The organism is Micrococcus lacusdianchii (genome assembly GCF_023155805.1).
Lineage (GTDB): Bacteria > Actinomycetota > Actinomycetes > Actinomycetales > Micrococcaceae > Micrococcus > Micrococcus lacusdianchii.
This window is the reverse complement of sequence record NZ_JAKNUW010000005.1, coordinates 124121-149426: the sequence shown is the minus strand read 5'-3', so window position 1 is coordinate 149426 and position 25306 is coordinate 124121. Positions and strand designations below refer to the sequence as shown.

The following is a 25306-nucleotide window of genomic DNA, read 5'->3' as shown; positions in this document are numbered from 1 at the left end:
TCGGCCCTTCCCCTGTGCAGGCCCAGGCCCTACGGTGGACCCTACCGAGTCCGGTCTCATCAGTAGACATCCGCGGGACCGGGACATCGACCACGAAAGGCAGACCATGGCGAAGAACCGCTCAGGCAACGCCCAGAACCACGGCGCGCACGCGCCGAACCAGGACTCCCAGGCCAACCAGGACTCCCAGGCCAAGCAGAAGGCCCAGGCCACCAAGGACGAGGCCCAGAACCAGGCCCAGCAGGTGGCCCAGGACGCCAAGGCCCAGGCCAAGGACCTCGGTCAGACCGCCCAGCAGGAGGCCGGCCAGCTCAAGGACGAGGCCGTCCAGCAGGCCAAGTCCCTCGCCGGCACCGTGCAGGACCAGGTCGGCGAGCAGGCCGTCTCCCAGCAGGAGCGCGTGGCCGGCCAGGTCCGCTCCTACACGGACGACCTGCACCGCCTCGTCTCGGGCGAGCAGCCCCAGTCGGATGCCCTCCGTCAGGCCGTCTCGGCCGTGGCGGACCGCGCCGAGACCCTCACGCAGCGCCTCGAGACCGCCAGCCCGGCGGACCTCCTGGACGACGTGCGCGGCTTCGCGGCCCGCAAGCCCGGCACCTTCCTCGCCCTCGCCCTCGGCGTGGGCCTCGTGGCCGGCCGCATGACCCGCGGCCTGCGCGACGCGGACCAGGACGGCGCCGCGGACGTGCGCCGCACCGCCGCCCGGCGCTCCCCGCAGCGTGGGTTGGAGCCCCAGGGCGTGCAGTCGGACGTGACCCCGCACCACATCGACTCGCAGGTGCCCGGCCACACCGGCGCCGACGCCCCGCGTCCCGCCGGCCAGCCCGGCGGCCTGCCCTACGGCACGGATCCGGTCCCCACGATCGACCCCGTGACGGGCCGCGCCGTGGACGAGCCCTTCGACCAGACCCGCCAGGGCGGTCGCGCATGAGCACTCCGTACGAGCCCACCGCGGGCGCACCGCGGCACACCGTCGAGGGGGGCGTGACCCCCGGCTCCGGGGCCCACACTCCCGCTCCCACGCAGGCTGAGGCCCGGGCGGAGAGCGAGTCGATCGGCGACATGTTCGCCTCGTTCTCCCAGAACCTGTCCACGCTGATGAGCCAGGAGATCGCCCTGGCCAAGGCCGAGGCCACGGACTCCGCCAAGAAGGCGGGCAAGGGCGCGGGCATGTTCGCCGGCGCCGCCGTCGGCGGGTTCTTCCTGCTGATGTTCCTGTCGCTGGCGCTCATGTACGCCCTCGGCGCGCTCATGCCCCTCGGCTGGGCCGCCCTGATCGTGGCCGTGCTGTGGGGCGTCGTCGCCGCCGTGCTGGCCCTGCAGGGCAAGAAGAACATGGAGAAGATCAAGGGTCTGCCGCAGACCCAGGAGACGGTTCAGGAGATCCCCGAGACCCTGAACCCCGCGAAGGAGACGCGATGACCCAGAGTAACAACCCCGACGAGATCCGCGCCGAGATCGAGCGCACCCGCCACCAGCTCGGCCAGGACGTCGACGCCCTGGCGGAGAAGGTCAGCCCCACCAAGGCCGTGAGCCGCCAGACCGATCGCGTCCGCGATGGCTTCATCTCCGTGAAGGAGAACATCATGGGCTCCCCCGAGCAGCACCGCGGCCCGTCCGGCGCGGACAAGGCCAAGCACGCCGCTCACGACGCCGCCGACCAGGCCCGGGACTACGCCCAGCAGGCCGGCGACGCCGTGTCCGAGTGGGCCGACGACGCCCAGCACGCCGTGCAGCAGGCCCCGGCCCAGCTGCGTGGCCGCACGGCCGGCAACCCGCTCGCCGCGGGCCTGGTCGCCCTCGGCGCCGGCTGGCTCCTCGGCTCGCTGATCCCGTCCTCGGACGCGGAGCAGCAGGCCGCCCGCCGCGCCAAGGACGAGGCCGCCCCGTTCCTGGACAAGGCCAGGCAGCAGGCCACCGAGGTGGCCCAGGAGATCCGCGAGCAGGTCGAGCCGGAGGCCCGCGAGGCCGCCGCCTCCCTCAAGGACTCCGCCGCCGAGTCCGCGCAGAACCTCAAGGCCGAGGGCCAGGACAAGGCCCAGGAGCTGAAGTCCTCGTCCCAGGACGCCGCCGAGCAGGTCAAGGGCACGGCGAAGAACGCCTGATCCCCGCACCGCCCGACGCCGCCGGTCCTCCCTCCGGAGGGCGGGCGGCGTCGTCGTGTGCGGGACGCGTCCGGCGGCCGCCTGCCTAGACTCGGACGGTGACCCCCCTCGACCGCGTCCCCGATCCCCGCCCCGTTCCGCCCGGCACCGGCCTGACCCTGGAGGACACGCTCCCCGCGCCGGCCTCCGGCGCCCCCCGCCCGCGCCTCACCCGCACCGTGGCGCAGACGCGCGCCGCCCTGCGCGAGCTGTCCTCCGCGGCGGAGGGGCACGACGACGCCCCCGTCGCCGTGGGCCTCGTCCCCACCATGGGTGCGCTCCACGGCGGCCACGCCGCCCTGGTGCGGCAGGCCCGCCAGGAGAACGACGTGGTGGCCGTCAGCGTCTTCGTGAACCCGCTGCAGTTCGGCGACCCCGCAGACCTGGAGCACTACCCGCGCACCCTGGAGGCGGACCTGGACCTGCTGGCCGCGGCCGGGGCGGACCTGGTGTTCGCCCCGGACGTGCAGGAGATGTACCCCGGATATCCGGACGCGCCGATCGTCACGGTCTCGGCCGGCCGCATGGGCGAGGTCCTCGAAGGCGCCTCCCGCCCCGGGCACTTCGACGGCGTGGTCACCGTGGTGGCCAAGCTGTGGAACATCGTCCGCCCCGCGGTCCCCGCGCTGCGGTCCTACTTCGGCCAGAAGGACGCCCAGCAGCTGGCGATCCTGCGGCGGCTGGCCCACGACCTGGACGTGGACGTGGACGTGCGCGCGGTGCCGATCGTCCGCTCGCCGGAGGGTCTGGCGCTCTCGAGCCGCAACACGCGCCTGGACGCGGCGGGCCTCGAGCACGCGCTCGTGCTGAGCCGCGCCCTGCGTCGCCTGCGGGACGCCGCGGAGGCCGGGGAGATCCTGGATGTGCAGGAGGCCCGCCGGATGGTGGCGGAGGAGCCGGGCGTGACCCTGGACCACCTCGTGGTGGTGGACCGGGCGACGCTCGAGGAGCTCGGTCCCGAGCTGCTGTGCCAGCCCCTGCGCCGGGAGGCGCTCGCCCTCGTGGCCGCCCACGTCCCGCCCGTGCGCCTGATCGACAACATGGTGCTCCCGCCCGCCGTGGGCGCCGCGTGAGCCCCGTCGATCTCGCGGCGCTGTTCGACGGGCCCACCCCCGCCCTGGCCGAGGGCCTGCTGGGCTGCCGGCTCACCGTGGCCGCCCCGGACGGCGCGGTGACGGTGCGCCTGACGGAGACCGAGGCCTACGGCAACGCGGGAGAGGACCCGGGCGCGCACTCGTTCCGCGGCCGCACCGAGCGCAACGCCGCGCTGTTCGGTCCCGTCTGTCACACCTACGTGTACCTGAACTACGGCATCCACCGGTGCCTGAACCTCGTGGGGCATCCGCGGGGGCAGGCCGGCGGCGTCCTGCTGCGCGCAGGCGAGGTGCTCGCGGGGCGGGAGGCCGCCGTCGCCCGCCGGGGCCGGGACACGGGCGCCCGCCTGCTCTCGGGCCCGGGCAACCTCGGCCAGGGACTCGGGATCACGCTGGGGATGGGCCACCTGCCCGTGGAGATCGTGCCCGCGCCGCCGACCGGGCCGGTGCCGGCCCCTCCGGGCGTGCCGGCCCGGTTCCTCCTCGCCCCGCCCGCCGCGCACGACGACGGCGCCCGTCGCCCCGCGGTGGTGCGCGGCCCGCGCGTCGGGGTGTCGGGGGAGGGTGGCTCCGTCCGGTTCCCGTGGCGGTTCCACCTGGCCGGAGACCCCTCCGTCTCGGCCTACCGCCGCGGCCGGAACGTCCCGGACTGACCCCCGCCCAGGCCGTCAGCGCGCGGGCGAGCCCTTGCCACCGCACCCCGTGCCCTGGGTACGGTGCGCCCATGACCGAGATGAACAAGACCCCCCAGGGCGAGACAAAGCAGTCCGTGACCCGCACCATCGACGCGTCCGCGAAGGACATCTTCGACTTCCTGACCCTGCCGGCGAACCATGCCCGGCTGGACGGCTCCGGCATGGTCCGCGCGGACGAGAAGGGCCAGCGCATCCAGAAGGTCGGCGACGTGTTCACCATGAACATGCACGCCGAGCACATGGGCGGCGACTACCAGACGGACAACCACGTCAACGCCTACGACGAGAACAAGATGGTCGGCTGGCAGACCGCCCCGGCCGGCACCGAGCCCAAGGGCTGGGAGTGGCTGTACACCCTCGAGTCGGACGGCTCCGACTCCACCGTGGTCACCCTCACCTATGACTGGTCCAAGGTCGAGGACCCGGAGCTGCTGAAGAAGAACCTGTTCCCCCTGATCTCTGAGGAGCAGATGGAGCAGTCGCTGGCCAACCTGGCCTCCGCGGTCGCCTGATCGGGCCCGCGGCCTGATCCTGCCGGTCCACCGGAGGACCCACGACGCCGGGCACGCACCCCACGGGGTGCGTGCCCGGCGTCGTCCGTGCCGCGGGTCCCGCCGACACCCGGGCCGCGGTCCGTCCGGCGGGGCTAGAGTGCGCACGGAGACCACGTGACCGCCGTCGCGTGCGGCCCCGCGGGGTGCGCGCGGCGCCACCGGAAGGACGCCCCATGACCGCCACCACCGAGACCGCCGCCCCCTCGCCGCGTGAGGACCTGTATCGCCACGTCAACGGGGAGTGGCTGGACACCCACGAGATCCCGGCGGACCAGGGCGCCTTCGGGGCGTTCCTGGAGCTGCGCGACGCCGCGGAGCTCGCGGTGCGCCGGATCGCCGAGGACGCCGTCCGGGAGACGGACGGCGGCCGCACCCCCGCGGAGCCGGACGGCGCCGAGGACGAGGGCGGGGCGGCCCGGCGGCGGATCGCGGCGCTCTACGCCTCCTTCATGGACGAGGAGACGGTGGAGGCCCGCGGCCTGGAGCCCATCCGCGCCGAGCTGGACGCGGTGGCCGCCGTCGCCTCCCCCGAGGAGCTGCTGCGCCTGAGCGGCGAGCTCCAGCGCGTGGGCGTGTCCGGGCTGGTCAACGGGGGCGCGCTGAACGACGCCGGCGACCCCTCCCGCATGCTGCTGCACCTGGTGCAGGGCGGCCTCGGCCTGCCGGACGAGTCCTACTACCGGGAGGAGTCGTACGCGGACATCCTGGCCCAGTACACCGCGCATGTGGGCGCGGTCCTCGCTCGGGCCGGGATCGGCGGGGACGAGGCGGAGTCCGTGGCCCTCGGCGAGCGGGTGGTGGCCCTCGAGACGCGGATCGCCGCCGCGCACTGGGACGTGGTGCGCTCGCGCGACGCCGTGGCCCGCTACAACCTGCTCTCCCGCGATCAGCTGCTCGCCCTGTTCCCCCTGGCCCCGGCGTGGCTCGAGGGCATCGGGACCGGCGGCTCCCGCGCGGACGAGGTGGTGGTGTGGCAGCCGGAGTTCCTCGAGGGGGTGCAGGCGCTGCTGGCCGGCCCGTCCGCCGCGGACCTGGCGGACTGGCGGGCGTGGCTGGCGCTGCAGGTGGTGCGCTCGCGCTCCTCCTTCCTGCCGGACGCGTTCGTCCAGGAGAACTTCTCCTTCTACGGGCGGCGGCTGGCCGGGACGGAGCAGGTCCGCCCGCGGTGGAAGCGCGGCGTGGCCATGGTCAACGGCGGTGTGGGCGAGGACGTGGGCCGGCTCTACGTGGAGCGGCACTTCCCCCAGGGGCATCGGGAGGCCATGGACGAGCTGGTGGGCCTGCTGCTGGAGGCGTATCGGCGCTCCATCGAGTCCCTGGACTGGATGAGCGAGGAGACGCGCCAGCGCGCGCTGGAGAAGCTCGCCATGTTCCGGCCCATGGTGGGCCACCCGAAGGCGTGGCGGGACTACTCGGCCCTCGCGGTGACCCCCGGGGAGCTCGTGGAGAACGCGCGCGCCGTCGCCCGCTTCGAATGGGACCGGGACCTGGCGAGGATCGAGCAGGGCCCGGACCCGGACGAGTGGCACATGACGCCGCAGACGGTGAACGCCTACTACTCACCCCTGGAGAACGCGATCGTCTTCCCGGCGGCCATCCTCCAGCCGCCGTTCTTCGACCCGGAGCGATCGATGGCCTCGAACCTCGGCGGGATCGGTGCGGTGATCGGCCACGAGATCGGCCACGGGTTCGACGACCAGGGCGCCCGCTACGACGGCTCCGGCCGGCTGGCCGACTGGTGGACGGACGAGGACAGGCGGGCCTTCGCCGAGCGCACGGGCCGACTGGTGGCGCAGTACTCCGCGCTGTCCCCCGCGGAGGCGCCGGACCGCAGCGTGAACGGGGAGTTCACCCTCGGGGAGAACATCGGCGACCTCGGCGGGCTGGGGATCGCGTACCGCGCGCTCGAGATCTGGCGCGAGGAGCAGGGCGGCAGTGACGACGAGGCGGCGGGGGACCGTCAGTTCTTCGCCGCGTGGGCCGCCGTGTGGCGGCAGCTGACGCGTCCGGAGGCCATGGTCACCCGGATCGCCTCGGACCCACACTCGCCCAACGAGTTCCGCTGCAACCAGGTGGCCAAGAACCTGGACGCCTTCCACGCGGCGTACGGCACCCGGGAGGGGGACGCCATGTGGCTGGCGCCCGAGGAGCGCGTCGTCATCTGGTGATCCCGCACGCCGGCCGGGCCCCGCGGGTCCGGCCGGCGGCTCACTCGGACTCGGCGGGGTCCTGCATCCGGGTCTGCCGTTCGGCGGCCAGCCGGTCCAGCAGGCGCGTCAGCGTCCGGATGTCCTCGCGGTCCCAGCGCGCCAGGTCGTCGCGCAGCCCGCGACCCGCCGGGCCGCCGCGCACCGCGTCAAGGCGGGCGAGCCCCTCGGGGCTGGCGCTCAGGAGGGCGGAGCGGCGGTCCCGCGGGTCCGGCTCACGGGTGATCAGCCCGGCGGCCTCGAGGTCGCGGACCATGCGGGAGACCTGGGCGCGGTCCACCAGCAGACCCTCGGCCACGGCCGAGGGCGTCATGGTCCCCTCGTTGGCCAGCATCATGAACGCCTTCATCGCCCCGACGGACAGGGCCGGGCTGAGGGCAGCCGCGTAGCGGACCATCACCTGGCGGTGCTGCAGGACCAGACGCGAGAACGCCTGCTCGAGCCCCTGGACGGCGGCCTCGAAGCCCGCGTCGTCGCCGCCTCCGCCCGGGTCCGGGGCGCCGTCAGCCACGGCGGGACCGGACCAGCGCGGTGACGACGGCCGCCAGCAGGGCCGTCCCTGCCACGGCCAGCGCCGCGGGGACGACGGGCCGGCCGGCCACCGCCGTCACCGGGCGCTCGGCCGTCACCGCCCGGGACTCCTCCGGGTCCTCGGCCGGATGCCGTCCCTGCGCCGCGGTCACCACGGGGATCGGACCGGTCGCGGGCAGCGTCTGCATGGCCTCGGCCGTGGAGTGGGTGGCCAGGTCGGCGCGGGTGGCGTGGAGGCGCTCGGAGGTGGTCATGCGGCCCAGCGGGAGGTTCGGCAGGAACAGGATCGCGGCCAGCGCGACGATCGCGAGCGGCACGCCCACGAGGAACGCCTGGGAGATGCCGGTGGCGTAGACGTCCTCGAAGATCAAGCGCAGGCCGTCGGGCATCTCCGCCACGCGTGGCAGGGTGCTGGACTGCAGGCTCTCGGACCACTCGGCGGCGTCCGGGCCCAGGCTGCGCAGGGCCGCGGCGAGGTCCGCGCGGCGCTCCTCGATGCGGTCCGGGACCACGTTGGACACCACGGCGCCCATCACGGCGACGCCGATGCTGCCGCCCAGGGTGCGGAAGAAGGTGACGCCGGAGCTGGCGACGCCCATCTGGCGCGGGTCTGTGGTGTTCTGCACCACGAGCACGAGGTTCTGCATGGTCATGCCGATGCCGGCGCCGAGCAGGAACATGTAGAGGGACACCAGCCAGAACGAGGTGTCGTAGTGGAGGGTGCCGAGCAGGCCGGTGCCGGCGATCAGCAGGACGGCGCCGATCACGAGCCAGCGCTTCCACACGCCGGTGCGGGTGATGACGCCGCCGATCACCGTGGAGGACACGAGCAGGCCGAGGATCATCGGGATGGTCATGAGGCCGGCCTGGGTCGGGGTGGCGCCGCGGGCGAGCTGCATGTACTGGGCCAGGTAGACGGAGGAGCCGAACATGGCCAGGCCCGTGGCGATCGAGGCGATCGTCGCGAGGGTGAAGGTGCGGTCGCGGAAGAGGGTGAGCGGGATGAGCGGCTCGGCGACGCGCAGCTCGGTCACGACGAACAGGACGGTGGCGACGGCGACGCCGCCGAGCATCCACGCGGTGGTGGTGCTGGCCCAGTCGAAGTCACGGCCGGCGCTGGTGACCCAGATCAGCAGCAGCGCGGTGGCCGCGGCCAGGAACACGATGCCGAGGTAGTCGATGGACACCTTCTGGCGCTCGCGGTGCGGGAGGTGGAGGGTGCGCTGCACCATCACCAGGGCGACGACGGCGAAGGGCACCGCCACGAAGAAGTTCCAGCGCCAGCCCCACAGGTCGGTGATCACGCCACCGGCCAGGGGGCCGCCCACCGTGGCCACGGCCATCACGGCGCCGAACAGGCCCATGTACCGGCCGCGCTCGCGGGGGCTGATGATGTCCGCCATGATCACCTGGCTGAGCGCGGCGAGGCCGCCGCCGCCCAGGCCCTGCACGGTGCGGCAGACGATCAGGAAGGTCGGGTCGTGGGTGAAGCCGGCCGCCGCGGAGGCGGCGACGAAGAGCACCAGGGCGAGCTGGAAGAGGAGCTTGCGGTTGACGAGGTCGGCCAGCTTGCCCCAGATCGGGGTGGCGATGGCCGTGGCGAGCAGGGCCGAGGTGATGACCCAGGTGTAGGCGGTCTGGTCGCCGCCGATGTCGTGGATGATCACCGGCATCGACGTCGAGACCACCGTGTTGGCGATCATCGAGACGAACATGCCCAGCAGGAGGCCGGTGAGGGCCTGGAGCACGGCGCGGTGGCGCGCGGCGTCGTCGGCGGCGCGCTCGAGCGAGGGGGCGCTGGCCGGCGCGACGGCCTCGGGGGCGGGGGAGGTCGGGGTCATGGGGTCCTTCGGCGGGAGGGGCGGCGCGGTGATTGACATGAGTCAATGATTGACGAGAGTCAATCATAAGGGGCGTCGGCCCGGGTCGCACCCGCCCTCCGCGGTTAGCCTGGTCACGCCGGGCGACGCCCCGTCCTCCCCGCCCCGATCCGAGAGTGAGGCCCCGCCGTGACCCCCCGTTTCCTGCTCATGACCCGCCTCCCCGAGCCCGGGCTCGGGATGCTGCGCGCGGCCGGAGAGGTGGTGGACGGCGCCGACGTCGGAGGGGACGCCGCGCTCGCGCGGCTGGTGGCCTCGGGGGACTACGACGTCGTCGTCTCGGCCCTGGACCAGAAGTTCACCGCCGGCGTGCTCGCCGATGCGCGGATCAGGGGCATCGCCAACTACGCGGTCGGCTACGACAACGTGGACGTGGCCGCCGCGACGCGGCGGGGGATCGCCGTCGGCAACACCCCGGACGTGCTCACGGACGCCACCGCGGACATCGCGATGCTCCTGATCCTCGGCGTGGCCCGCCGCGCCCACGAGGGTGAGCGGATGGTGCGCGAGGGGCGCTTCCACGGCTGGGCGCCGGACCTGCTCGTGGGCCGGGACGTGCGCGGCGCGACCCTGGGCCTGGCCGGTTTCGGGCGGATCGGCAAGGCGGTGGTCGAGCGTGCGCTCGCCTTCGGCATGGACGTCGTGTTCGCGCCGCGCCCGCCCGCGCACCGGGAGGTCGCGGCCGAGGAGCTCGGCGACCTCGCCGGGCGCGTCCGTCAGGTCCGCTGGGAGGAGCTCGTCGAGGTCGTGGACGTCCTGTCCCTCCACGTGCCCCTGACGGACGACACCCACCACCTCGTGGATGCGGACGTGATCGCGAAGATGAAGGACGACGCCGTCCTCGTCAACACGGCCCGCGGGCCCGTGGTGGACGAGGCGGCCCTCGTCACCGCCCTGCGTGAGGGGCGGCTCTTCGGCGCCGGTCTGGACGTCTACGAGGACGAGCCCGCCCTCGCCCCGGGCCTGGCCGAGCTGGAGAACGTGATGCTCCTGCCGCACCTGGGCTCCGCCACCCGGGACACCCGCGCCGCGATGGCCGAGCTGGCCGCGCGTAACGCGATCGCCATGGCCACGGGCGCGGAGGTCCCGGCCCTCGTCAACCCCGAGGTGCGCGGCTGACCGGCGGGGCGCCGTCGGTAGACTCGGGGACCGTGACCTCCGAGACCCCCGCCCCCGCCGCCGTCGACCATCACGACCAGCAGGCCGTCCGCGCCGCCAAGCGAGAGCAGCTGCTGGCCGCAGGCCGCGAGGCCTACCCCGTCGAGGTGCCCCGCACGCACTCCCTCGCGCAGGTCCGCGCGGAGTTCGACGAGAAGCACGAGGCCGGCTGGGAGGACGGGCCCGAGGTCTCCGTGACCGGGCGCGTGGTCTTCCTGCGGAACACCGGCAAGCTGTGCTTCGCCACCCTGCAGGAGACCGGGGTCGACGGCGACGCCGTCCGCCTGCAGGTCATGGTGTCCCTCGCGGAGGTGGGCGAGGAGTCCCTCGCCGAGTGGAAGCGGGCCGTGGACCTCGGCGACTTCCTCTCCGTCACCGGCACCGTGATCGTCTCCCGCCGCGGCGAGCTCTCCGTGAAGGCCTCCGCCTGGGAGATGGCCTCTAAGGCCCTGCGCCCGCTGCCGGTGCTGCACGCGGAGCTGAACGAGGAGACCCGCGTGCGCCAGCGCTACGCGGACCTGATCGTGAGGGACGAGGCCCGTCAGATGGTCTACCGCCGCGCGAAGGTCACCTCGGCCGTGCGCCGCACCCTCGAGGACCGCGGCTACGTGGAGGTGGAGACCCCCATCCTGCAGCTCGTCCACGGCGGCGCGCAGGCCCGTCCGTTCGAGACGCACCTGAACGCCTTCGACCAGGACATGACGCTGCGCATCGCCACGGAGCTGTACCTCAAGCGCGCCGTCGTGGGCGGGATCGAGCGCGTCTACGAGATCGGCCGCGTGTTCCGCAACGAGGGCGTGGACTCCACGCACTCCCCGGAGTTCACCACCCTCGAGTGCTACGAGGCGTGGGCGGACATGCACGTGATGGCCGAGCGCATGCAGGAGATCATCCTCAACGCCGCGGACGCGGTGGGTGCGGGCCGGCGGATCGAGACGGCCAAGGGTGTCATCGACCTCGACGGCGAATGGGCCTGGGTGTCCGTGTATCCGGGCCTGTCCGAGGCCGTGGGCCGCGAGGTCACCCCGGACACGGATGCCGAGACCCTCCGCGCGATCGCCGCGGAGCACCAGGTGAAGGTGGACTCGAGGTGGGGCCCGGAGAAGCTCGTGATCGAGCTGTTCGGCGAGATCGTGGAGCCCACGCTGATGAACCCCACGTTCGTCTACGACTACCCGCCGGCCGCCCAGCCGCTGGCCCGCGCCAACCGCCACGACGACCGCGTGATCGAGGCGTGGGACCTGATCATCGGCGGCATGGAGCGCGGCACCGCCTTCTCCGAGCTGATCGACCCCGTCATCCAGCGCGAGCGGCTCACCGCGCAGTCACGGATGGCCGCCGACGGCGACGACGAGGCCATGCAGCTCGACGAGGACTTCCTGCGCGCCCTGGAGTACGGCGCCCCGCCCATGGGCGGCATCGGCCTGGGCATCGACCGCCTGGTGATGCTGTTCACCGACGCCGGCATCCGCGAGACCATCCTCTTCCCCCTGCTCAAGCCGGAGGCCTGATCCGTGGCCACGTTCTGGGAGTACTTCTCCGTGCTGGCCCCCTCGGTGGGCCTCGCCCTCGTGTTCTGGCTCGTGATGCGCTCGCTCCTGCGCGCGGATGCGGGCGAGCGCGAGGCGCGCCGGCGCCGGATCAGCGGCGCCGACTCCCGCGCCGCCCGCGAGGAGGCGGAGGCCCGGGAGTGGGCCGCGCGCCGCGGCGTCGGGGACGCCCCGCGCGACGACGACGACGCCGGCCCGTCCCGCTGACCCTCGTCGCCCCCGGAGGGGGCCCCGTCCCGTGACCCGCCCCTGCGTTAGCATGCGAGCACCCCAGCTGCTCGACGAGGACGGCGGTCTGCGCTCCCGCGCGTCCGGTGGCCCGTTCGGCCCGGAAAGGGCCAGAGCATCGGACGAAGGAAGTGGGCATCGAGCACATGGCACACAGAGTGGAAGTGGTCCTCGTGGATGATCTGGACGGTTCGGATGCGGCGGAGACCGTGAGCTTCGCACTGGACGGGCGCAACTACGAGATCGACCTCTCGGCGGAGCACGCGGCCGAGCTGCGCGGGTTCCTCCAGCCCTACGTGGAGAAGGGCCGCGCGGTGGCCCCGCCGTCGCCCAAGGTGGAGGCGGCGCAGATCCGCAAGTGGGCCGCCGAGAACGGCTACGAGGTGTCCTCGCGCGGCCGCCTGCACCGGGATGTGGTGGAGGCGTACCGCAACTCCCAGCGGGCGTGAGGCACCCCGGACGCTGATCCCCGGCCCCGTCCCCACGGTGCTCCGCGCCCCCTCTCCGACGGGTGACCGGGCCGCTTCCCCCTGTGGCGAACAGTCGCCCGACACGCTGTGCCGGTGCGTAGTCTCGAGCCGAACCGACGCAAGGAGTGTGCCCATGTTCGAGAGATTCACCGACCGTGCCCGTCGTGTGGTCGTGCTCGCCCAGGAAGAGGCGCGCATGCTCAACCACAGCTACATCGGCACCGAGCACATCCTGCTCGGCCTGATCCACGAGGGCGAGGGCGTCGCGGCGAAGGCCCTCGAGTCCATGGACATCTCCCTGGCCGCCGTGCGGGAGAAGGTGCAGGAGGACATCGGCCAGGGCCAGCAGAACCCGCCCGGCCACATCCCGTTCACCCCGCGCGCCAAGAAGGTCCTGGAGCTGTCCCTGCGCGAGGCGCTGCAGCTGGGCCACAACTACATCGGCACCGAGCACATCCTGCTGGGCCTGATCCGTGAGGGCGAGGGCGTGGCCGCCCAGGTGCTCGTGCAGCTCGGCGCAGACCTGAACCGCGTGCGCCAGACCGTCATCCAGCTGCTCTCCGGCTACCAGGGCGGGGGTCAGGGCGGCAAGGAGACCGCCGGAGCGGGCGTCGGCGCCGGCTCCGAGTCGGGCCAGAACGCGGGCTCCGTCGTCCTGGACCAGTTCGGCCGCAACCTCACCGCGGCGGCCCATGAGGGCAAGCTCGACCCGGTGATCGGCCGAGCCCAGGAGATGGAGCGCGTCATGCAGGTCCTCTCCCGGCGCACCAAGAACAACCCCGTGCTGATCGGCGAGCCGGGCGTGGGCAAGACCGCCGTCGTCGAGGGCCTCGCCCAGGCGATCGACCGCGGCGACGTCCCGGAGACCCTCAAGGACAAGCAGCTGTACTCGCTGGACCTCGGCTCCCTCGTGGCCGGCTCCCGCTACCGCGGCGACTTCGAGGAGCGCCTGAAGAAGGTGCTCAAGGAGATCCGCACACGCGGGGACATCATCCTGTTCATCGATGAGATCCACACGCTGGTCGGCGCCGGTGCCGCCGAGGGTGCGATCGACGCCGCCAGCATCCTCAAGCCCATGCTGGCCCGCGGCGAGCTGCAGACCGTCGGCGCCACCACGCTGGACGAGTACCGCAAGCACATCGAGAAGGACGCCGCGCTCGAGCGCCGCTTCCAGCCGATCCAGGTGCCCGAGCCCTCCGTCGAGGACGCCACGGAGATCCTGCGCGGCCTGCGGGACCGCTACGAGGCGCACCACAAGGTCTCCATCACGGACGGCGCGCTCAAGGCCGCCGCCGGCCTGGCGGACCGGTACGTCTCCGACCGGCACCTGCCGGACAAGGCCATCGACCTGATCGACGAGGCCGGCGCGCGTCTGCGCATCCGTCGCATGACCGTGCCGCCGGAGATCAAGGCCTACGAGTCCCGGATCGCGGAGGTGCGCACCCAGAAGGAGGCCGCCATCGACGGCCAGGACTTCGAGGGCGCCGCCCGCCTGCGGGACCAGGAGCAGCAGCTCGAGGACGAGCGCCGCGAGAAGGAGCAGGCGTGGCGCACCGGCGCGGACGCCGGCGTCGCCACGGTGGACGAGGACCTCATCGCCGAGGTGCTCTCCAAGTCCACCGGCATCCCGGTGTTCAAGCTCACCGAGGAGGAGACGGACCGCCTGCGCAACATGGAGGACGAGCTCCACCGCCGCGTGATCGGCCAGGACGAGGCCATCAAGTCCCTGTCCCGCGCCATCCGCCGCACCCGTGCGGGCCTGAAGGACCCGAACCGCCCGTCGGGGTCGTTCATCTTCGCCGGCCCCACCGGCGTCGGCAAGACCGAGCTGGCCAAGTCCCTCGCGGAGTTCCTCTTCGGGGACGAGGGTGCGCTCATCACCCTGGACATGTCCGAGTTCCAGGAGAAGCACACCGTCTCCCGGCTCTTCGGCGCCCCTCCCGGCTACGTGGGCTACGAGGAGGGCGGCCAGCTCACCGAGAAGGTGCGCCGTCGGCCGTTCTCCGTGGTGCTCTTCGATGAGGTGGAGAAGGCCCATGCGGACCTGTTCAACTCGCTGCTGCAGATCCTCGAGGACGGCCGCCTGACCGACTCGCAGGGCCGCGTGGTGGACTTCAAGAACACCGTGATCATCATGACCACGAACCTGGGCACCCGGGACATCTCCAAGGGCGTCATGACCGGCTTCCAGTCCTCCTCGGACACCTCCACGGGCTACGAGCGCATGAAGGGCAAGGTCCGCGAGGAGCTGCGCCAGCACTTCCGCCCGGAGTTCCTCAACCGCGTGGACGACGTGATCGTCTTCCCGCAGCTGCAGAAGTCCGAGATCGTGGAGATCGTGGACCTGTTCGTCGCCCGCCTGGCCAAGCGCCTGGACGAGCAGGACATGTCCATCGAGCTCACCCAGGCCGCCAAGGACCTGCTCGCCGATCGGGGCTACGACCCGGCCATGGGCGCCCGTCCGCTGCGCCGCACCATCCAGCACATGGTGGAGGACCAGCTCTCGGAGAAGATCCTCTTCGGTGAGATCCCCGGCGGCTCCACCATCCACGTGGACGCCACGGGCGAGGGCCCCGAGGCCGAGCTGACGTTCACCCACACGGGCGGCCGGAAGGCGCTCGACGGGGACGCCGCCCCGGCCGAGCTCGAGGCCGGCGCCCCGGACCGCGCGGAGGAGGGCGCCTCGGGCGCGGACGTCCCGCGCGCCCCGCGTACCGGGGATGCGGGCGAGGGCCCCGACGCCGGGCACGTCGCCGCGCCGGTCGACTGACCCGGACGCGCCACCCCCGGGGAACCGCCTCCCCGGGGGTGGCGCGGCGGCGGCTCAGCTGTCAGTGTGGGGGGGACCGCTCAGAGTGGTCCTGGCCCGCAGGGCCGCTCCGGCACCGCCGGGGCGGCGAGACCGCGGGGCAGACCCGAGACGAAGGAGGACCCCATGGTGGGCTTCGACGACATGAAGAACCTCGCGAACGAGCACTCCGACACGATCAACGAGCACGTGGACTCCGCCCAGGAGCAGCACGGCGACAAGCTGGGCCAGCACGGCGACAAGGTCAACCAGGGCGTCGACGCCGCGCAGGAGAAGTTCCTGACCGGCAACGTCCAGGACCAGGCCGAGAACCAGACCCTGGGCGGCCACCAGGCCTGAGCCCGCGGGTTCCGCAGGACCCCCGCGCCGGAGAGATCCGGGGCGGGGGTCCTGGCGTTCCCGGGACCTAGACTGACGCCATGCCCGCCGCCGCCTCGATCACCCTCCGTCCGGCCCGCACGCAGGACGTGCCCGCCGTCCGGGAGCTGGTGCGGCCCCTCGCGGAGCGCCGGGTGCTGCTCCAGAAGGAGGCGGTGGCGTTCTACGAGGCCATCCAGGAGTTCGTGGTGGCGGAGGACGCGGACGGCCGGCTCGCCGGGTTCGGCGCCCTGCACGTGATGTGGGAGGACCTCGCGGAGGTGCGCACCCTGGCCGTGGCGGACGGCTTCCAGGGCTGCGGGGTGGGGCACCTGCTGCTCGAGGAGCTGCTGGACCGCGCGCGCCGCGTGGGCGTCTCCCGCGTCTTCTGCCTGACCTTCGAGGTCGACTTCTTCCGGCGCCACGGGTTCGAGGTCATGGCGGACCAGTCGGCCGTGGACCCGGAGGTCTACGCCGAGCTGCTGCGCTCCACGGACGAGGGCGTGGCCGAGTTCCTCGATCTCGCCCGGGTCAAGCCCAACACCCTCGGCAACACCCGCATGATCCGCGCCCTCTGACGGGGCGGCGGTCCGGTCCTTGTCCTCGGCGTCCCTCCGGGCGCGCCTCAGCCGGGGAAGGCGAGGGCGCCGTCGTCGTGGCGGACGAGGAGTCCGTCCGCGAGGAGACCGCCCATGCACCGCTCCCACTGGGCCTCCTCCGGGCGGTGGGCGCCGAGGCGCCCCGTGGCGACGACGGCGTCGCGCACCTGCGCGGCCGGCACCCGTCCGTGCTGACGCACGGCGGCCATCACCGCGCCGCGCACCTGACGGTCCGTCCCCGCCCAGGCCTGGCCCCGGGGCCGCTCCTCGGGCGGCGGGGAGCCCGCGGCCACCCACGCGCAGGCCTCCCGCACGGGGCAGCGGTCGCAGGCGGGGGAGCGGGCGGTGCAGACCAGGGCGCCCAGCTCCATGACCGCGGCGTTCCAGGCGTTGGCCCGGTCGGTGCCCTCGGGCACCGCGGCGTGGGCGGCGGCCATCTCGGCCCGCGTCAGGGTGCGTCCGGGCAGGGCCTCGCCGCGCAGGGCGCGGGCGAGCACGCGGCGCACGTTGGTGTCCACCACGGTCTCGGGGATGCCGAAGGCGAAGCTGGCCACGGCGGCGGCCGTGTACTCGCCGATCCCGGGCAGGGCCCGCAGCGCCGCGGGATCGGCGGGCACCTCGCCGCCGTGCCGTTCGACGATCGCCCGCGCGGCCTCCTGCAGACGCAGCGCACGCCGCGGATAGCCGAGCCGGTCCCATGCGGTCAGCACGTCCGTGGTGGGGGCGGCGGCCAGGTCGGCGGGGGTCGGCCAGCGCTCGAGCCAGGCCCGCCAGCGGGGGAGCACCCGCACCACCGGGGTCTGCTGGAGCATGATCTCGGAGACCAGCACGCCCCACGGCAGGCAGTTCGGGTCCCGCCACGGCAGGTCCCGGGCGTGCGCCGCGAACCAGTCCAGGATCCCCTCGTGAAGGGCGGTCAGGCGGGTCGGGGGCGTGGGCATGCCGTCCACTCTAGGGCCGCGCCCGGGCCTACCCTGGATCCCATGCCCTCCTCGTCCCATGAGCCCCGCAAGCGCCCGTCCGCGGCCGTCTACCGGCGTCGTCGCCTGGTGGCGGCGGTGCTGGCCGCACTGGTGCTGCTCCTGGCGGGGTGGGGCCTGGGCGCCCTGGTGAACAGCCTCCTGCCCGCGGGCGGGGGCGACGCCGAGGCGTCCCCGGGCGCGACGCCCACCCCCGTCTCCTCGCCGACTCCGGCCCGGGCCTCCGCCTCGGGCCTCCTCGGCCAGGACGACGCGGACGTGGCCGCCCTGCCCGCCTGCGCGTCCACGGACCTGCGCGTGGTGGCCTCCGCGGACCGGGACGAGTACCTGCGCGGTCAGGAGGCGGTGCTCCGCCTGGGCGTCACGAACCTCTCGGTCCGCCCGTGCCGTGCGGACGTGGGCACGGCGGTGCAGGAGTTCCGGATCGAGGACGCCGAGGGGGGCCAGGTGCTGAGCACGCGCGTCTGCCAGGCGGATCCCACGCACCAGGAGGTGGCCCTCGAGCCGGGGGACCAGCAGCGCGCGGTGTACCGGTGGGACGGCCGCACCTCCTCGTCCGACTGCACGCGGCGGGGCGGGCTCGCCGAGCCCGGGCGGCACACCCTCACGGTCAGCCTGGGGGACGTGAGCTCCCGGCCCGTGGCCCTGACCGTCCTCGAGGAGCCCGCCCCGGCCACCGCCACGTCGTCGTCCGCCGTCGTCCCCGCGCCGGAGGCCGAGGCGTCGCCGAGCCCTGGCGCGTCGCCGACCTCGCCGGCACCGGCCCCGGCGACGCCCGCCCCGGCCTCCTCCCCGACGGCTCCGACGCCGAGCACGCCGGCGAGCCCCGCCACGCCCGCCTCCGCCTCGCCGGCGCCGGCGTCCACGGTGGACTGAGCGGTCAGGACTGTCTGCCGGTCCAGGATTGGATGGAGCCGAGGGCCTCGCCCAGGGTGCCGACCTCGGCCACGGAGAATCCGGCCGGCACCTCCCCGAGCGGCTCGGGGGTGCGGGGCACGAGCGCACGGGTGAAGCCGAGCCGCGCCGCCTCCCGGACGCGCCGCCCCACGCCCGGCACCGGCCGCACCTCGCCGGCCAGGCCCAGCTCCCCGACGGCGATCATGCCCTGCGGCACGGGCGCGCCGAGCTTGGCGGAGGCGATGGCCACCGCCACCGCGAGGTCCGAGGCCGGCTCGGCCAGGCGCACGCCGCCCACGGTGGCCACGTAGCAGTCGTCCTGGGCCAGGGCGAAGCGGGCGCGGCGCTGCAGGACCGCCAGGAGCATGTTCACGCGGGCCGCGTCCACGCCGGAGACCGTGCGGCGGGGGCTGCCGCCCCCCGAGGGGGTGAGCAGGGACTGCACCTCGGCCACCAGCGGGCGGCGGCCCTCGAGGGTCACGGTCACGCAGGTGCCCTCCACAGGGTCCGCCGTCCCGGAGAGGAACAGCCCGGAGGGGTCGTCGAGGGACTCGATCCCGTCCTCGCGCAGGTCGAAGCAGCCGACCTCGTCCGTGGGGCCGAACCGGTTCTTCACGGCCCGCACCAGGCGCAGCCGGGAGTGGCGGTCCCCCTCGAACTGGCAGACCACGTCCACCAGGTGCTCGAGCAGGCGGGGCCCGGCGATCGTGCCGTCCTTGGTCACGTGGCCCACCAGGATGGTGGTGATGCCCTTCTCCTTGGCGGTGCGGATCAGGCTCGCGGCCACCTCGCGCACCTGCGTCACCCCGCCGGCGACGCCCTCCACCTCGGCCGACTGCAGGGTCTGCACCGAGTCCACCACCACGAGCGCCGGGTCGGTCCGCTCGATCTGGCCCAGGGCGCGCCCGAGGTCCGTCTCCGCCGCCAGGCGCAGGGTGTCCGCCACCGCCCCGATCCGGTCCGCCCGGGACCGTACCTGGGCCGCGGACTCCTCGCCCGTCAGGTACAGCACGCTCCGTTCCCCGCCTCCGCCGGCGCCGCGGGCGGTCTGGGCGGCCACGTCCAGCAGGAGCGTCGACTTGCCGATGCCGGGCTCGCCGGCCAGGAGGATCACCGCCCCGGGCACGAGGCCGCCGCCGAGCACCCGGTCCAGCTCCCGCACCCCCGTGGTGCGGAAGGAGGCCAGGGTGGCGTCCACCTCCCCGATGCGCGGAGCGGGGGCGGCCACCGTGGAGGCCCGGGTGCGGCCCGGCGTCGAGCCCCCGCCGGCCTCCTCGACCGTGCCCCACGCCTGGCACTCGCCGCAGCGGCCCACCCACTTCACCGACGTCCAGCCGCACTCGGTGCAGCGGTATCCGGGGGCGCGCTTCGCGGCGGTCTTGGTGGCCATGCGCCCACTGTAGGCAGGGGTGCGGACGGGGTAGCGGCGCTTCGCCGCCGGCTCAGACCCGCGGCAGGTAGGAGACGGCCTCGTCGTGGGAGGCGCCGGTGGCCTCGAGCAGATCCACCATCATGGGGCGCAGCAGCATCACGAGCGCCTCGCCGTGCACGGTGCGCCCGGCCAGCTCGTGCGGGTCCAGGCGGGAGGCGGAGGTGCCCAGGGCGTCTCGGGCCACCCCCAGCGAGCGGTGCCGGCCCTCCTCCTGGGGCTCCACGAGGGAGCGGTGCAGGATCTCGACGGCGTCCGCGGCGTCGTCGAACCAGGCGGCCAGGCGCTCGCGGTGGTCGTCGTCCACCGCGCCGTGGTCGAGGATCGAGACCACGCGGCGGGCCACGATCCGCAGCGAGCGGACGGCCAGGTCGGACCTGTCCGCGGCGCGGGACATCGTCTCCACGAGCCCGCGGGAGGACCGCTGCAGCGGGTTGAACGCGGCCTGCTCCGCGCTCAGGAGCAGCTCGCGGCGGACGTCGTCGAGGGTGCCCTGCGTGCGCCGGCACTCCACGAGCGCCATCCACGCCGTGCGGGACTCCTCCTCGCGCAGGCTCTGGGAGAGCTCGCGCAGGACGCGGGACATGGACTCGTAGAGGCCCCGCAGCTGCCGGGCCGTGCCGCGGCTGGCGTCCTGGGGGGAGAGGAACGTGACCAGCAGGGCGAGGGCACCGCCCACGAGCGCGTCCCCCGAGCGGGCGAACGGGCCCTGCTCCCCGAGGGGGAGCAGCACCACGAGCACGGACTGCAGGGACATCTGCATGGTGAACGTGGCGCCCGAGTCCAGGAACCTCGCCACCATGACGGACACGAACACCACGACGACGGCCTGCCACAGCCCGCGGCCGAGACCCGCCATCATCAGGTCCCCGATGAGGATGCCCAGTGTGCAGCCGGCCGCCACCTCGGCGACCTTGCGGACCCGGGGCTCGCGCTGGAAGCCGAGCGCGATCAGCAGGGCGGTGGCGGCGAACAGGGGCTGCCCGTGCCCGAGCACCCGCTCCGCGAAGGCGTACGCGCCCACGGCGCAGGCCGCCATCAGGGCGGCATGGGGCACGGAGCTGCGGACCCGCGACCACCCCGCACGCGCACGACGCCGGGCGAACTGCGCCATCCGCCGGCCACGGCCGGCCGGGACCACCGCGGGGAGCGTGCCCGTGGCGGTGGCGTGGCGGTCTGTCATGCGGCCACCCTACTGCGGGCCGCGAGGGCGTCCGTGGCCGCATTGTGATGCAAGACACGCCCTGCGCGCGGCAGTTCACCGGCTGTTCATCCTCGGCGGACACGCGATTCATATGGCCCCCCTACCGTGGCGTACATGGCGCGGCCGGGGAACCGGCATGCCGCCGTCACCGTCACCGCTTAGAAAGAGGCATCCCCGTGAAGGCTCTCCGCTTCGGCCGCTCGGCCGCTCTGCTCTCCGTCGCCGCTCTCGCCCTGACCGCCTGCTCCTCCGCCGACAACGGTGGCAACGGTGGCGCGAGCTCCACCGCCCCGGCCGGCTCGTCCTCCGCCGCCCCGGCCGGCTCGTCCTCCGCCGCCGAGGGCGGCGCGACCTCGGACGTCCAGGGCAACCTGGTCGGCGCCGGCGCCTCCTCCCAGGAGGCCGCCATGACCGCCTGGACCCAGGGCGTGTCCTCCGTGGCCCCGAACCTCACCGTGCAGTACTCCCCGGACGGCTCCGGCGCGGGCCGCGAGAAGTTCCTGCAGGGCGCCACCTCCTTCGCCGGCTCCGACGCCGCCATGGACGAGGAGGAGGCCGAGCAGGCCAAGCAGGTCTGCGGTGACCAGGGCGCGTTCCACGTGCCGGCCTACATCTCCCCGATCGCCGTGGCCTACAACCTGCCGGGCGTCGAGGAGAACATCAAGATGGACGCCGAGACCATCGCGCGCGTGTTCACCGGCGAGATCACCACCTGGAACGACGAGGCCATCGCCTCCCAGAACGAGGGCGTCGAGCTGCCCGACACCCCGATCACCGTGGTGCACCGCTCCGACGACTCGGGCACCACCGAGAACTTCACCGCCTACCTCACCGAGGCCGCCGGCGACGCCTGGTCCTACGACGAGGTCGAGACCTGGCCGGCCGACATCACCGCCGAGTCCGCGCAGGGCACCACCGGCGTCGTGGGCCTGGTCTCCTCCAACGAGGGCGCCATCACCTACGCCGACGCCTCCGCCGTGGACGGCCTGGGCACCGTGGACGTGAAGGTCGGCGAGGAGTACGTGGCGTACTCCGCCGAGGCCGCCGCCGCCACCGTCGAGAAGTCCGAGGCCAACGAGGACGGCTCCATCGAGCTCGACCGCGCCACCACCGAGGCCGGCGTGTACCCGGTGGTGTTGGTCTCCTACCACATCTACTGCAACCAGTACAAGGACCAGGAGACCGTCGACCAGGTGAAGGCCTTCGCCGAGTACGCCATCTCCGAGGACGGCCAGAGCACTGCTGAGGGCGCGGCCGGCAACGCCCCGATCTCCGCCGCCACCCGCGACGCCGCGATGGAGCGCATCGAGGCCATCTCCGCCCAGGGCTGATCCCTGACGCCGTCCTCGTGACGGCACTCCTTCGGCCGCCGGGCCCACCGGGCTCGGCGGCCGAAGGCCAGGCCGGTGCGCTGCACCGGCCCTCCGTCTCTGTTCCCCCCCCTGACATCGAGGGAAGGCATCGTGTCCACACCCGCCCCCGCGACGGCCCGCGAGTCGTCCGCCTCACTGCGCGGCTCCCGGGCCGGCAGTGCCGGTGACAGCATCTTCTCCGGCCTTGCGCTCGCCTCCGCCGTCGTCATCCTGCTGGTCCTGGCCTTCGTGGCCATCTTCCTCGTCTCCGAGGCGCTCCCGGCCATCCGCCCGGGTGCGGACCTGGACTCCCCCGTCGACAGCTTCTTCGAGTACGTCTGGCCGCTCATGGCGGGCACGGTGATGGCCGCGATCATCGCCCTGCTCCTGGCGACCCCCGTCGCGGTCGGGGTGGCGCTCTTCATCTCGCACTACGCCCCGCCGCGGATCGCCAAGCCCGTCGGGTTCGTCATCGACCTGCTCGCCGCGATCCCCTCCGTGGTCTACGGCGTGTGGGGCTGGCTGACGCTCGCGCCGCTGATGGTCCCGATCTACGGCTGGCTGAACGAGCACCTCGGGTTCATCCCGTTCTTCGCCGGGGCCCCGACGACGACGGGCCGCACCCTCCTCACCTCCGGCATCGTCCTCTCGGTCATGGTGCTGCCGATCATCACCGCCCTGTGCCGGGAGATCTTCACGCAGACCCCGATCCTCCACCAGGAGGCCGCCCTGGGCCTCGGCGCCACCCGGTGGGAGATGATCAAGATGACGGTGTTCCCCTTCGCGCGCGCGGGCATCGTCTCCTCGATCATGCTGGGCCTCGGCCGAGCCCTGGGGGAGACGATGGCCGTGACCATGGTGCTCTCCGGCGGCATCTTCTCCTGGTCCCTCATCCAGTCCGGGCGCAACCAGACGATCCCCTCGGAGATCGCGCTGAACTTCCCGGAGGCGTTCGGCATGCGCCTCAACGAGCTGATCGCCGCGGGCCTGATGCTCTTCATCATCACCCTCGCGGTGAACATGATCGCCCGCGCGATCGTGAACAAGCACAAGGAATTCTCGGGGGCGAACTGACATGAGCAGCACTGTGACCACCACTCCTCCCACCGAGACCGACCTCCGCCCGCGGCGCCAGGAGTCCCTCAGCGGCGGGCGCAAGCCCGGCTGGGTCTGGATCGCCGTCCTCGTCGGCGCCGCCGTGATCGGCGCCGGTCTGACCCTGCTGCTGGCCGAGGGCTTCCCGATCGCCGCGTTCCTCGTGATCACCGCGATCCTCTACGTGCTCGGCATGTACGTGGCCACCCGCGCCATGGAGAACCGGCGCCGCGCCACCGACGGCCTGTGGCGCAACCTCGTCTGGCTGGCCTTCCTGATCGCCCTCGCCCCGCTGGTGTCCGTGCTGTGGTCCGTGGTGGCCACGGGCCTGCCGACCCTGGTGAACAACCCGCACGTGATGGCCTACGACATGCAGGGCGTCACCGGCGTCGACGACTCCAACTGGATCGACGCCGGCACCCCGGCGGGCGAGCTGGCCGGCGGCTTCGGCCACGCGCTGGTCGGCACGGTCGTCATCACGCTGATCGCCACGATCATCTCGGTGCCGATCGGCATGCTGACCTCCATCTACCTGGTGGAGTACGGGCGGGACGGCTGGTTCTCCCGGGCCATCATCTTCTTCGTGGACGTCATGACCGGCATCCCCTCCATCGTGGCCGGCCTGTTCGCCTACGCCGCCGTGACGTGGGTCCTCGAGCAGGTCATGGGCAGCCGCCCGGAGGCCCTGCAGAACGTGCAGATGGGCTTCACCGCGGCCATCGCCCTCTCGGTGCTGATGATCCCGGTCGTCGTCCGCTCCACGGAGGAGATGCTCCGCGTCGTCCCGAACGAGCTGCGCGAGGGCTCCTACGCCCTGGGCGTGCGCAAGTGGCAGACCATCGCCAAGGTCGTGCTGCCGACCGCCATCTCCGGCATCGCCTCGGGCGTGACGCTGGCGATCGCCCGTGTGGCCGGCGAGACCGCGCCGATCCTGGTGACCGCGGGCTTCGCCGTCAACGTGAACTGGGACCCGTTCGACAACTGGATGACCGCCCTGCCGGTGTTCATCTACCGACAGCTGGTCGCCCCCACGTCGCCGACCGCGGCGGACCCGTCCACCGCCCGCGCGTGGGCCGCCGCGCTCGTCCTTGTGGCGATCGTCATGGCGCTGAACCTGCTGGCCCGGGTGATCGCCAAGGCGTTCGCCCCCAAGTCCGGCCGCTGACCGACGTCGGCCCCTCCTCACCCGAGACTCCCGAAGGAATCGAAGCACCCATGTCCAAGCGCATCCAGGCCAACGACGTCGACGTCTACTACGGCACCTTCAAGGCGGTGGAGGGCGTGAACATCGACATCGCCCCCCGCACGGTCACCGCGTTCATCGGCCCCTCCGGCTGCGGCAAGACCACGTTCCTGCGCAGCATCAACCGCATGCACGAGGTGCTCCCGGGCGCCCACGTGGAGGGCGAGCTGCTGCTCGACGGCGAGAACATCTACGCGTCCAACGTCGATCCGGTCCGCGTCCGCTCGCAGATCGGCATGGTGTTCCAGCGCCCGAACCCCTTCCCCACCATGTCCATCCGGGACAACGTCCTGGCCGGCTACAAGCTCAACGGCACCCGCCTGAGCAAGGCCCGCGCCGACGAGATCGTGGAGACCTCCCTGCGCGGCGCCAACCTGTGGAACGAGGTGAAGGACCGCCTCGACAAGCCGGGCTCCGGCCTCTCCGGCGGCCAGCAGCAGCGCCTGTGCATCGCCCGCTCCATCGCGGTGCAGCCCGACGTGATCCTCATGGACGAGCCCTGCTCGGCCCTCGACCCGATCTCCACCCTCGCCGTGGAGGACCTCATCAACGAGATGAAGGAGCAGTACACGGTCATCATCGTCACGCACAACATGCAGCAGGCCGCGCGCGTGGCGGACAAGACCGCGTTCTTCAACATCCAGGGCGTCGGCGAGCCCGGCAAGCTCATCGAGTTCGACGAGACGAACACCATCTTCAACAACCCCTCGAACCAGCAGACCGAGGACTACGTCTCGGGCCGCTTCGGCTGAGCCGCCCCGCGCGCCCACCACGACGGCGACCCCCGCCCGGCACGTCCGGGCGGGGGTCGCCGTCGTGGTGGAGGCAGG

Annotated in this window: 24 protein-coding genes; 19 read left to right on the top strand and 5 right to left on the bottom strand. The window is 73.2% G+C overall.

Annotated elements, in window-relative coordinates; translation table 11 throughout:
• Positions 1 to 106: 106 nt before the first annotated feature.
• The 7 genes from MA879_RS04900 to MA879_RS04870 all read left to right on the top strand — a co-directional run bounded on the left by MA879_RS04900 (position 107) and on the right by MA879_RS04870 (position 6655).
• Positions 107 to 931 (top strand): hypothetical protein, encoded by an 825-nt coding sequence (locus MA879_RS04900; RefSeq protein WP_248123942.1) that lies wholly within the window; start codon positions 107 to 109, stop codon positions 929 to 931.
• Positions 928 to 1422, top strand: a complete 495-nt coding sequence (locus MA879_RS04895) for a phage holin family protein (RefSeq protein WP_248123941.1) — start codon at positions 928 to 930, stop codon at positions 1420 to 1422. The genes MA879_RS04900 and MA879_RS04895 overlap by 4 nt, the downstream gene beginning before the upstream one ends.
• Complete coding sequence (locus MA879_RS04890) at positions 1419 to 2105, top strand: DUF3618 domain-containing protein (protein ID WP_248123940.1); 687 nt, start codon at positions 1419 to 1421, stop codon at positions 2103 to 2105. Before MA879_RS04895 ends, MA879_RS04890 begins: the two co-directional genes overlap by 4 nt.
• Positions 2106 to 2203: 98 nt before the next feature.
• Positions 2204 to 3217, top strand: a complete 1014-nt coding sequence (panC, locus tag MA879_RS04885) for a pantoate--beta-alanine ligase (protein WP_248123939.1) — start codon at positions 2204 to 2206, stop codon at positions 3215 to 3217.
• The gene (locus MA879_RS04880; RefSeq protein WP_248123938.1) at positions 3214 to 3891 is read left to right on the top strand and encodes a DNA-3-methyladenine glycosylase; all 678 of its coding nucleotides are present in this window, start codon (positions 3214 to 3216) and stop codon (positions 3889 to 3891) included. Before panC ends, MA879_RS04880 begins: the two co-directional genes overlap by 4 nt.
• A 71-nt stretch (positions 3892 to 3962) precedes the next feature.
• Positions 3963 to 4445: an SRPBCC family protein gene (locus tag MA879_RS04875; protein ID WP_248123937.1), complete on the top strand. Its 483-nt coding sequence runs from the start codon at positions 3963 to 3965 to the stop codon at positions 4443 to 4445.
• Positions 4446 to 4660: 215 nt separating this feature from the next.
• Positions 4661 to 6655: a M13 family metallopeptidase gene (locus MA879_RS04870; RefSeq protein WP_248123936.1), complete on the top strand. Its 1995-nt coding sequence runs from the start codon at positions 4661 to 4663 to the stop codon at positions 6653 to 6655.
• Between the two features lie 40 nt (positions 6656 to 6695).
• Here the strand turns inward: MA879_RS04870 and MA879_RS04865 are convergent, their stop codons facing one another.
• Positions 6696 to 7205, bottom strand: coding sequence for a MarR family winged helix-turn-helix transcriptional regulator (locus MA879_RS04865; protein WP_036380863.1), 510 nt, complete (start codon positions 7203 to 7205; stop codon positions 6696 to 6698).
• Positions 7198 to 9066, bottom strand: a complete 1869-nt coding sequence (locus MA879_RS04860) for an MDR family MFS transporter (RefSeq protein WP_248123935.1) — start codon at positions 9064 to 9066, stop codon at positions 7198 to 7200. The genes MA879_RS04865 and MA879_RS04860 overlap by 8 nt, the downstream gene beginning before the upstream one ends.
• 168 nt (positions 9067 to 9234) lie before the next feature.
• Here MA879_RS04860 and MA879_RS04855 point away from each other — a divergent pair, with 168 nt between their 5' ends.
• From MA879_RS04855 to MA879_RS04825, 7 genes are all read left to right on the top strand, one after another.
• On the top strand, positions 9235 to 10224 hold the full coding sequence (locus MA879_RS04855; protein WP_248123934.1) for a 2-hydroxyacid dehydrogenase: 990 nt from the start codon (positions 9235 to 9237) through the stop codon (positions 10222 to 10224).
• A gap of 32 nt (positions 10225 to 10256) precedes the next feature.
• The gene (gene lysS / locus MA879_RS04850) at positions 10257 to 11774 is read left to right on the top strand and encodes a lysine--tRNA ligase (protein ID WP_248123933.1); all 1518 of its coding nucleotides are present in this window, start codon (positions 10257 to 10259) and stop codon (positions 11772 to 11774) included.
• Between the two features lie 3 nt (positions 11775 to 11777).
• The gene (locus tag MA879_RS04845) at positions 11778 to 12020 is read left to right on the top strand and encodes a hypothetical protein (protein WP_248123932.1); all 243 of its coding nucleotides are present in this window, start codon (positions 11778 to 11780) and stop codon (positions 12018 to 12020) included.
• A gap of 167 nt (positions 12021 to 12187) precedes the next feature.
• Positions 12188 to 12490, top strand: a complete 303-nt coding sequence (locus tag MA879_RS04840) for a histone-like nucleoid-structuring protein Lsr2 (RefSeq protein WP_248123931.1) — start codon at positions 12188 to 12190, stop codon at positions 12488 to 12490.
• A gap of 154 nt (positions 12491 to 12644) precedes the next feature.
• Positions 12645 to 15281, top strand: coding sequence for an ATP-dependent Clp protease ATP-binding subunit (locus MA879_RS04835; protein ID WP_248123930.1), 2637 nt, complete (start codon positions 12645 to 12647; stop codon positions 15279 to 15281).
• A gap of 165 nt (positions 15282 to 15446) precedes the next feature.
• The gene (locus tag MA879_RS04830) at positions 15447 to 15659 is read left to right on the top strand and encodes an antitoxin (RefSeq protein WP_248123929.1); all 213 of its coding nucleotides are present in this window, start codon (positions 15447 to 15449) and stop codon (positions 15657 to 15659) included.
• Between the two features lie 80 nt (positions 15660 to 15739).
• A complete protein-coding gene (locus tag MA879_RS04825) occupies positions 15740 to 16255 on the top strand; it encodes an amino-acid N-acetyltransferase (protein WP_248123928.1) in 516 nt (171 codons plus the stop codon).
• Between the two features lie 47 nt (positions 16256 to 16302).
• Here MA879_RS04825 and MA879_RS04820 read toward each other — a convergent pair whose 3' ends face one another.
• Positions 16303 to 17217 carry an HhH-GPD family protein gene (locus tag MA879_RS04820; RefSeq protein WP_248123927.1) on the bottom strand — a complete coding sequence of 305 codons (915 nt, stop codon included), beginning with the start codon at positions 17215 to 17217 and terminating at the stop codon, positions 16303 to 16305.
• A gap of 42 nt (positions 17218 to 17259) precedes the next feature.
• On the opposite strand from MA879_RS04820, the gene MA879_RS04815 reads away from it, so the two are divergent.
• Complete coding sequence (locus tag MA879_RS04815; protein ID WP_248123926.1) at positions 17260 to 18132, top strand: hypothetical protein; 873 nt, start codon at positions 17260 to 17262, stop codon at positions 18130 to 18132.
• Positions 18133 to 18136: 4 nt separating this feature from the next.
• Here the strand turns inward: MA879_RS04815 and radA are convergent, their stop codons facing one another.
• Positions 18137 to 19543: a DNA repair protein RadA gene (radA, locus tag MA879_RS04810; RefSeq protein WP_248123925.1), complete on the bottom strand. Its 1407-nt coding sequence runs from the start codon at positions 19541 to 19543 to the stop codon at positions 18137 to 18139.
• A gap of 52 nt (positions 19544 to 19595) precedes the next feature.
• Complete coding sequence (locus tag MA879_RS04805) at positions 19596 to 20765, bottom strand: FUSC family protein (RefSeq protein WP_248123924.1); 1170 nt, start codon at positions 20763 to 20765, stop codon at positions 19596 to 19598.
• A gap of 197 nt (positions 20766 to 20962) precedes the next feature.
• Here MA879_RS04805 and pstS point away from each other — a divergent pair, with 197 nt between their 5' ends.
• The 4 genes from pstS (at position 20963) to pstB (ending at position 25228) form a co-directional block, all read left to right on the top strand.
• On the top strand, positions 20963 to 22117 hold the full coding sequence (gene pstS / locus MA879_RS04800) for a phosphate ABC transporter substrate-binding protein PstS (protein ID WP_248123923.1): 1155 nt from the start codon (positions 20963 to 20965) through the stop codon (positions 22115 to 22117).
• 132 nt (positions 22118 to 22249) lie between these two features.
• The gene (gene pstC / locus MA879_RS04795) at positions 22250 to 23212 is read left to right on the top strand and encodes a phosphate ABC transporter permease subunit PstC (RefSeq protein WP_248123922.1); all 963 of its coding nucleotides are present in this window, start codon (positions 22250 to 22252) and stop codon (positions 23210 to 23212) included.
• A 1-nt stretch (position 23213) separates the two neighbouring features.
• Positions 23214 to 24398 carry a phosphate ABC transporter permease PstA gene (gene pstA / locus MA879_RS04790; RefSeq protein WP_248123921.1) on the top strand — a complete coding sequence of 395 codons (1185 nt, stop codon included), beginning with the start codon at positions 23214 to 23216 and terminating at the stop codon, positions 24396 to 24398.
• A gap of 50 nt (positions 24399 to 24448) precedes the next feature.
• Positions 24449 to 25228, top strand: a complete 780-nt coding sequence (pstB, locus tag MA879_RS04785; protein ID WP_248123920.1) for a phosphate ABC transporter ATP-binding protein PstB — start codon at positions 24449 to 24451, stop codon at positions 25226 to 25228.
• Positions 25229 to 25306: the final 78 nt, after the last annotated feature.

Bases quoted from the DNA above. Each gene is read 5' to 3' on its own strand.
- MA879_RS04900 (WP_248123942.1), top strand. From the start codon at position 107: ATGGCGAAGAACCGCTCAGGCAACGCCCAGAACCACGGCGCGCACGCG.
- MA879_RS04895 (WP_248123941.1), top strand. From the start codon at position 928: ATGAGCACTCCGTACGAGCCCACCGCGGGCGCACCGCGGCACACCGTC.
- MA879_RS04890 (WP_248123940.1), top strand. From the start codon at position 1,419: ATGACCCAGAGTAACAACCCCGACGAGATCCGCGCCGAGATCGAGCGC.
- MA879_RS04875 (WP_248123937.1), top strand. From the start codon at position 3,963: ATGACCGAGATGAACAAGACCCCCCAGGGCGAGACAAAGCAGTCCGTG.
- MA879_RS04870 (WP_248123936.1), top strand. From the start codon at position 4,661: ATGACCGCCACCACCGAGACCGCCGCCCCCTCGCCGCGTGAGGACCTG.
- MA879_RS04860 (WP_248123935.1), bottom strand. From the start codon at position 9,066: ATGACCCCGACCTCCCCCGCCCCCGAGGCCGTCGCGCCGGCCAGCGCC.
- MA879_RS04840 (WP_248123931.1), top strand. From the start codon at position 12,188: ATGGCACACAGAGTGGAAGTGGTCCTCGTGGATGATCTGGACGGTTCG.
- MA879_RS04835 (WP_248123930.1), top strand. From the start codon at position 12,645: ATGTTCGAGAGATTCACCGACCGTGCCCGTCGTGTGGTCGTGCTCGCC.
- MA879_RS04830 (WP_248123929.1), top strand. From the start codon at position 15,447: ATGGTGGGCTTCGACGACATGAAGAACCTCGCGAACGAGCACTCCGAC.
- MA879_RS04825 (WP_248123928.1), top strand. From the start codon at position 15,740: ATGCCCGCCGCCGCCTCGATCACCCTCCGTCCGGCCCGCACGCAGGAC.
- MA879_RS04820 (WP_248123927.1), bottom strand. From the start codon at position 17,217: ATGCCCACGCCCCCGACCCGCCTGACCGCCCTTCACGAGGGGATCCTG.
- MA879_RS04815 (WP_248123926.1), top strand. From the start codon at position 17,260: ATGCCCTCCTCGTCCCATGAGCCCCGCAAGCGCCCGTCCGCGGCCGTC.
- radA (WP_248123925.1), bottom strand. From the start codon at position 19,543: ATGGCCACCAAGACCGCCGCGAAGCGCGCCCCCGGATACCGCTGCACC.
- MA879_RS04805 (WP_248123924.1), bottom strand. From the start codon at position 20,765: ATGACAGACCGCCACGCCACCGCCACGGGCACGCTCCCCGCGGTGGTC.
- pstA (WP_248123921.1), top strand. From the start codon at position 23,214: ATGAGCAGCACTGTGACCACCACTCCTCCCACCGAGACCGACCTCCGC.
- pstB (WP_248123920.1), top strand. From the start codon at position 24,449: ATGTCCAAGCGCATCCAGGCCAACGACGTCGACGTCTACTACGGCACC.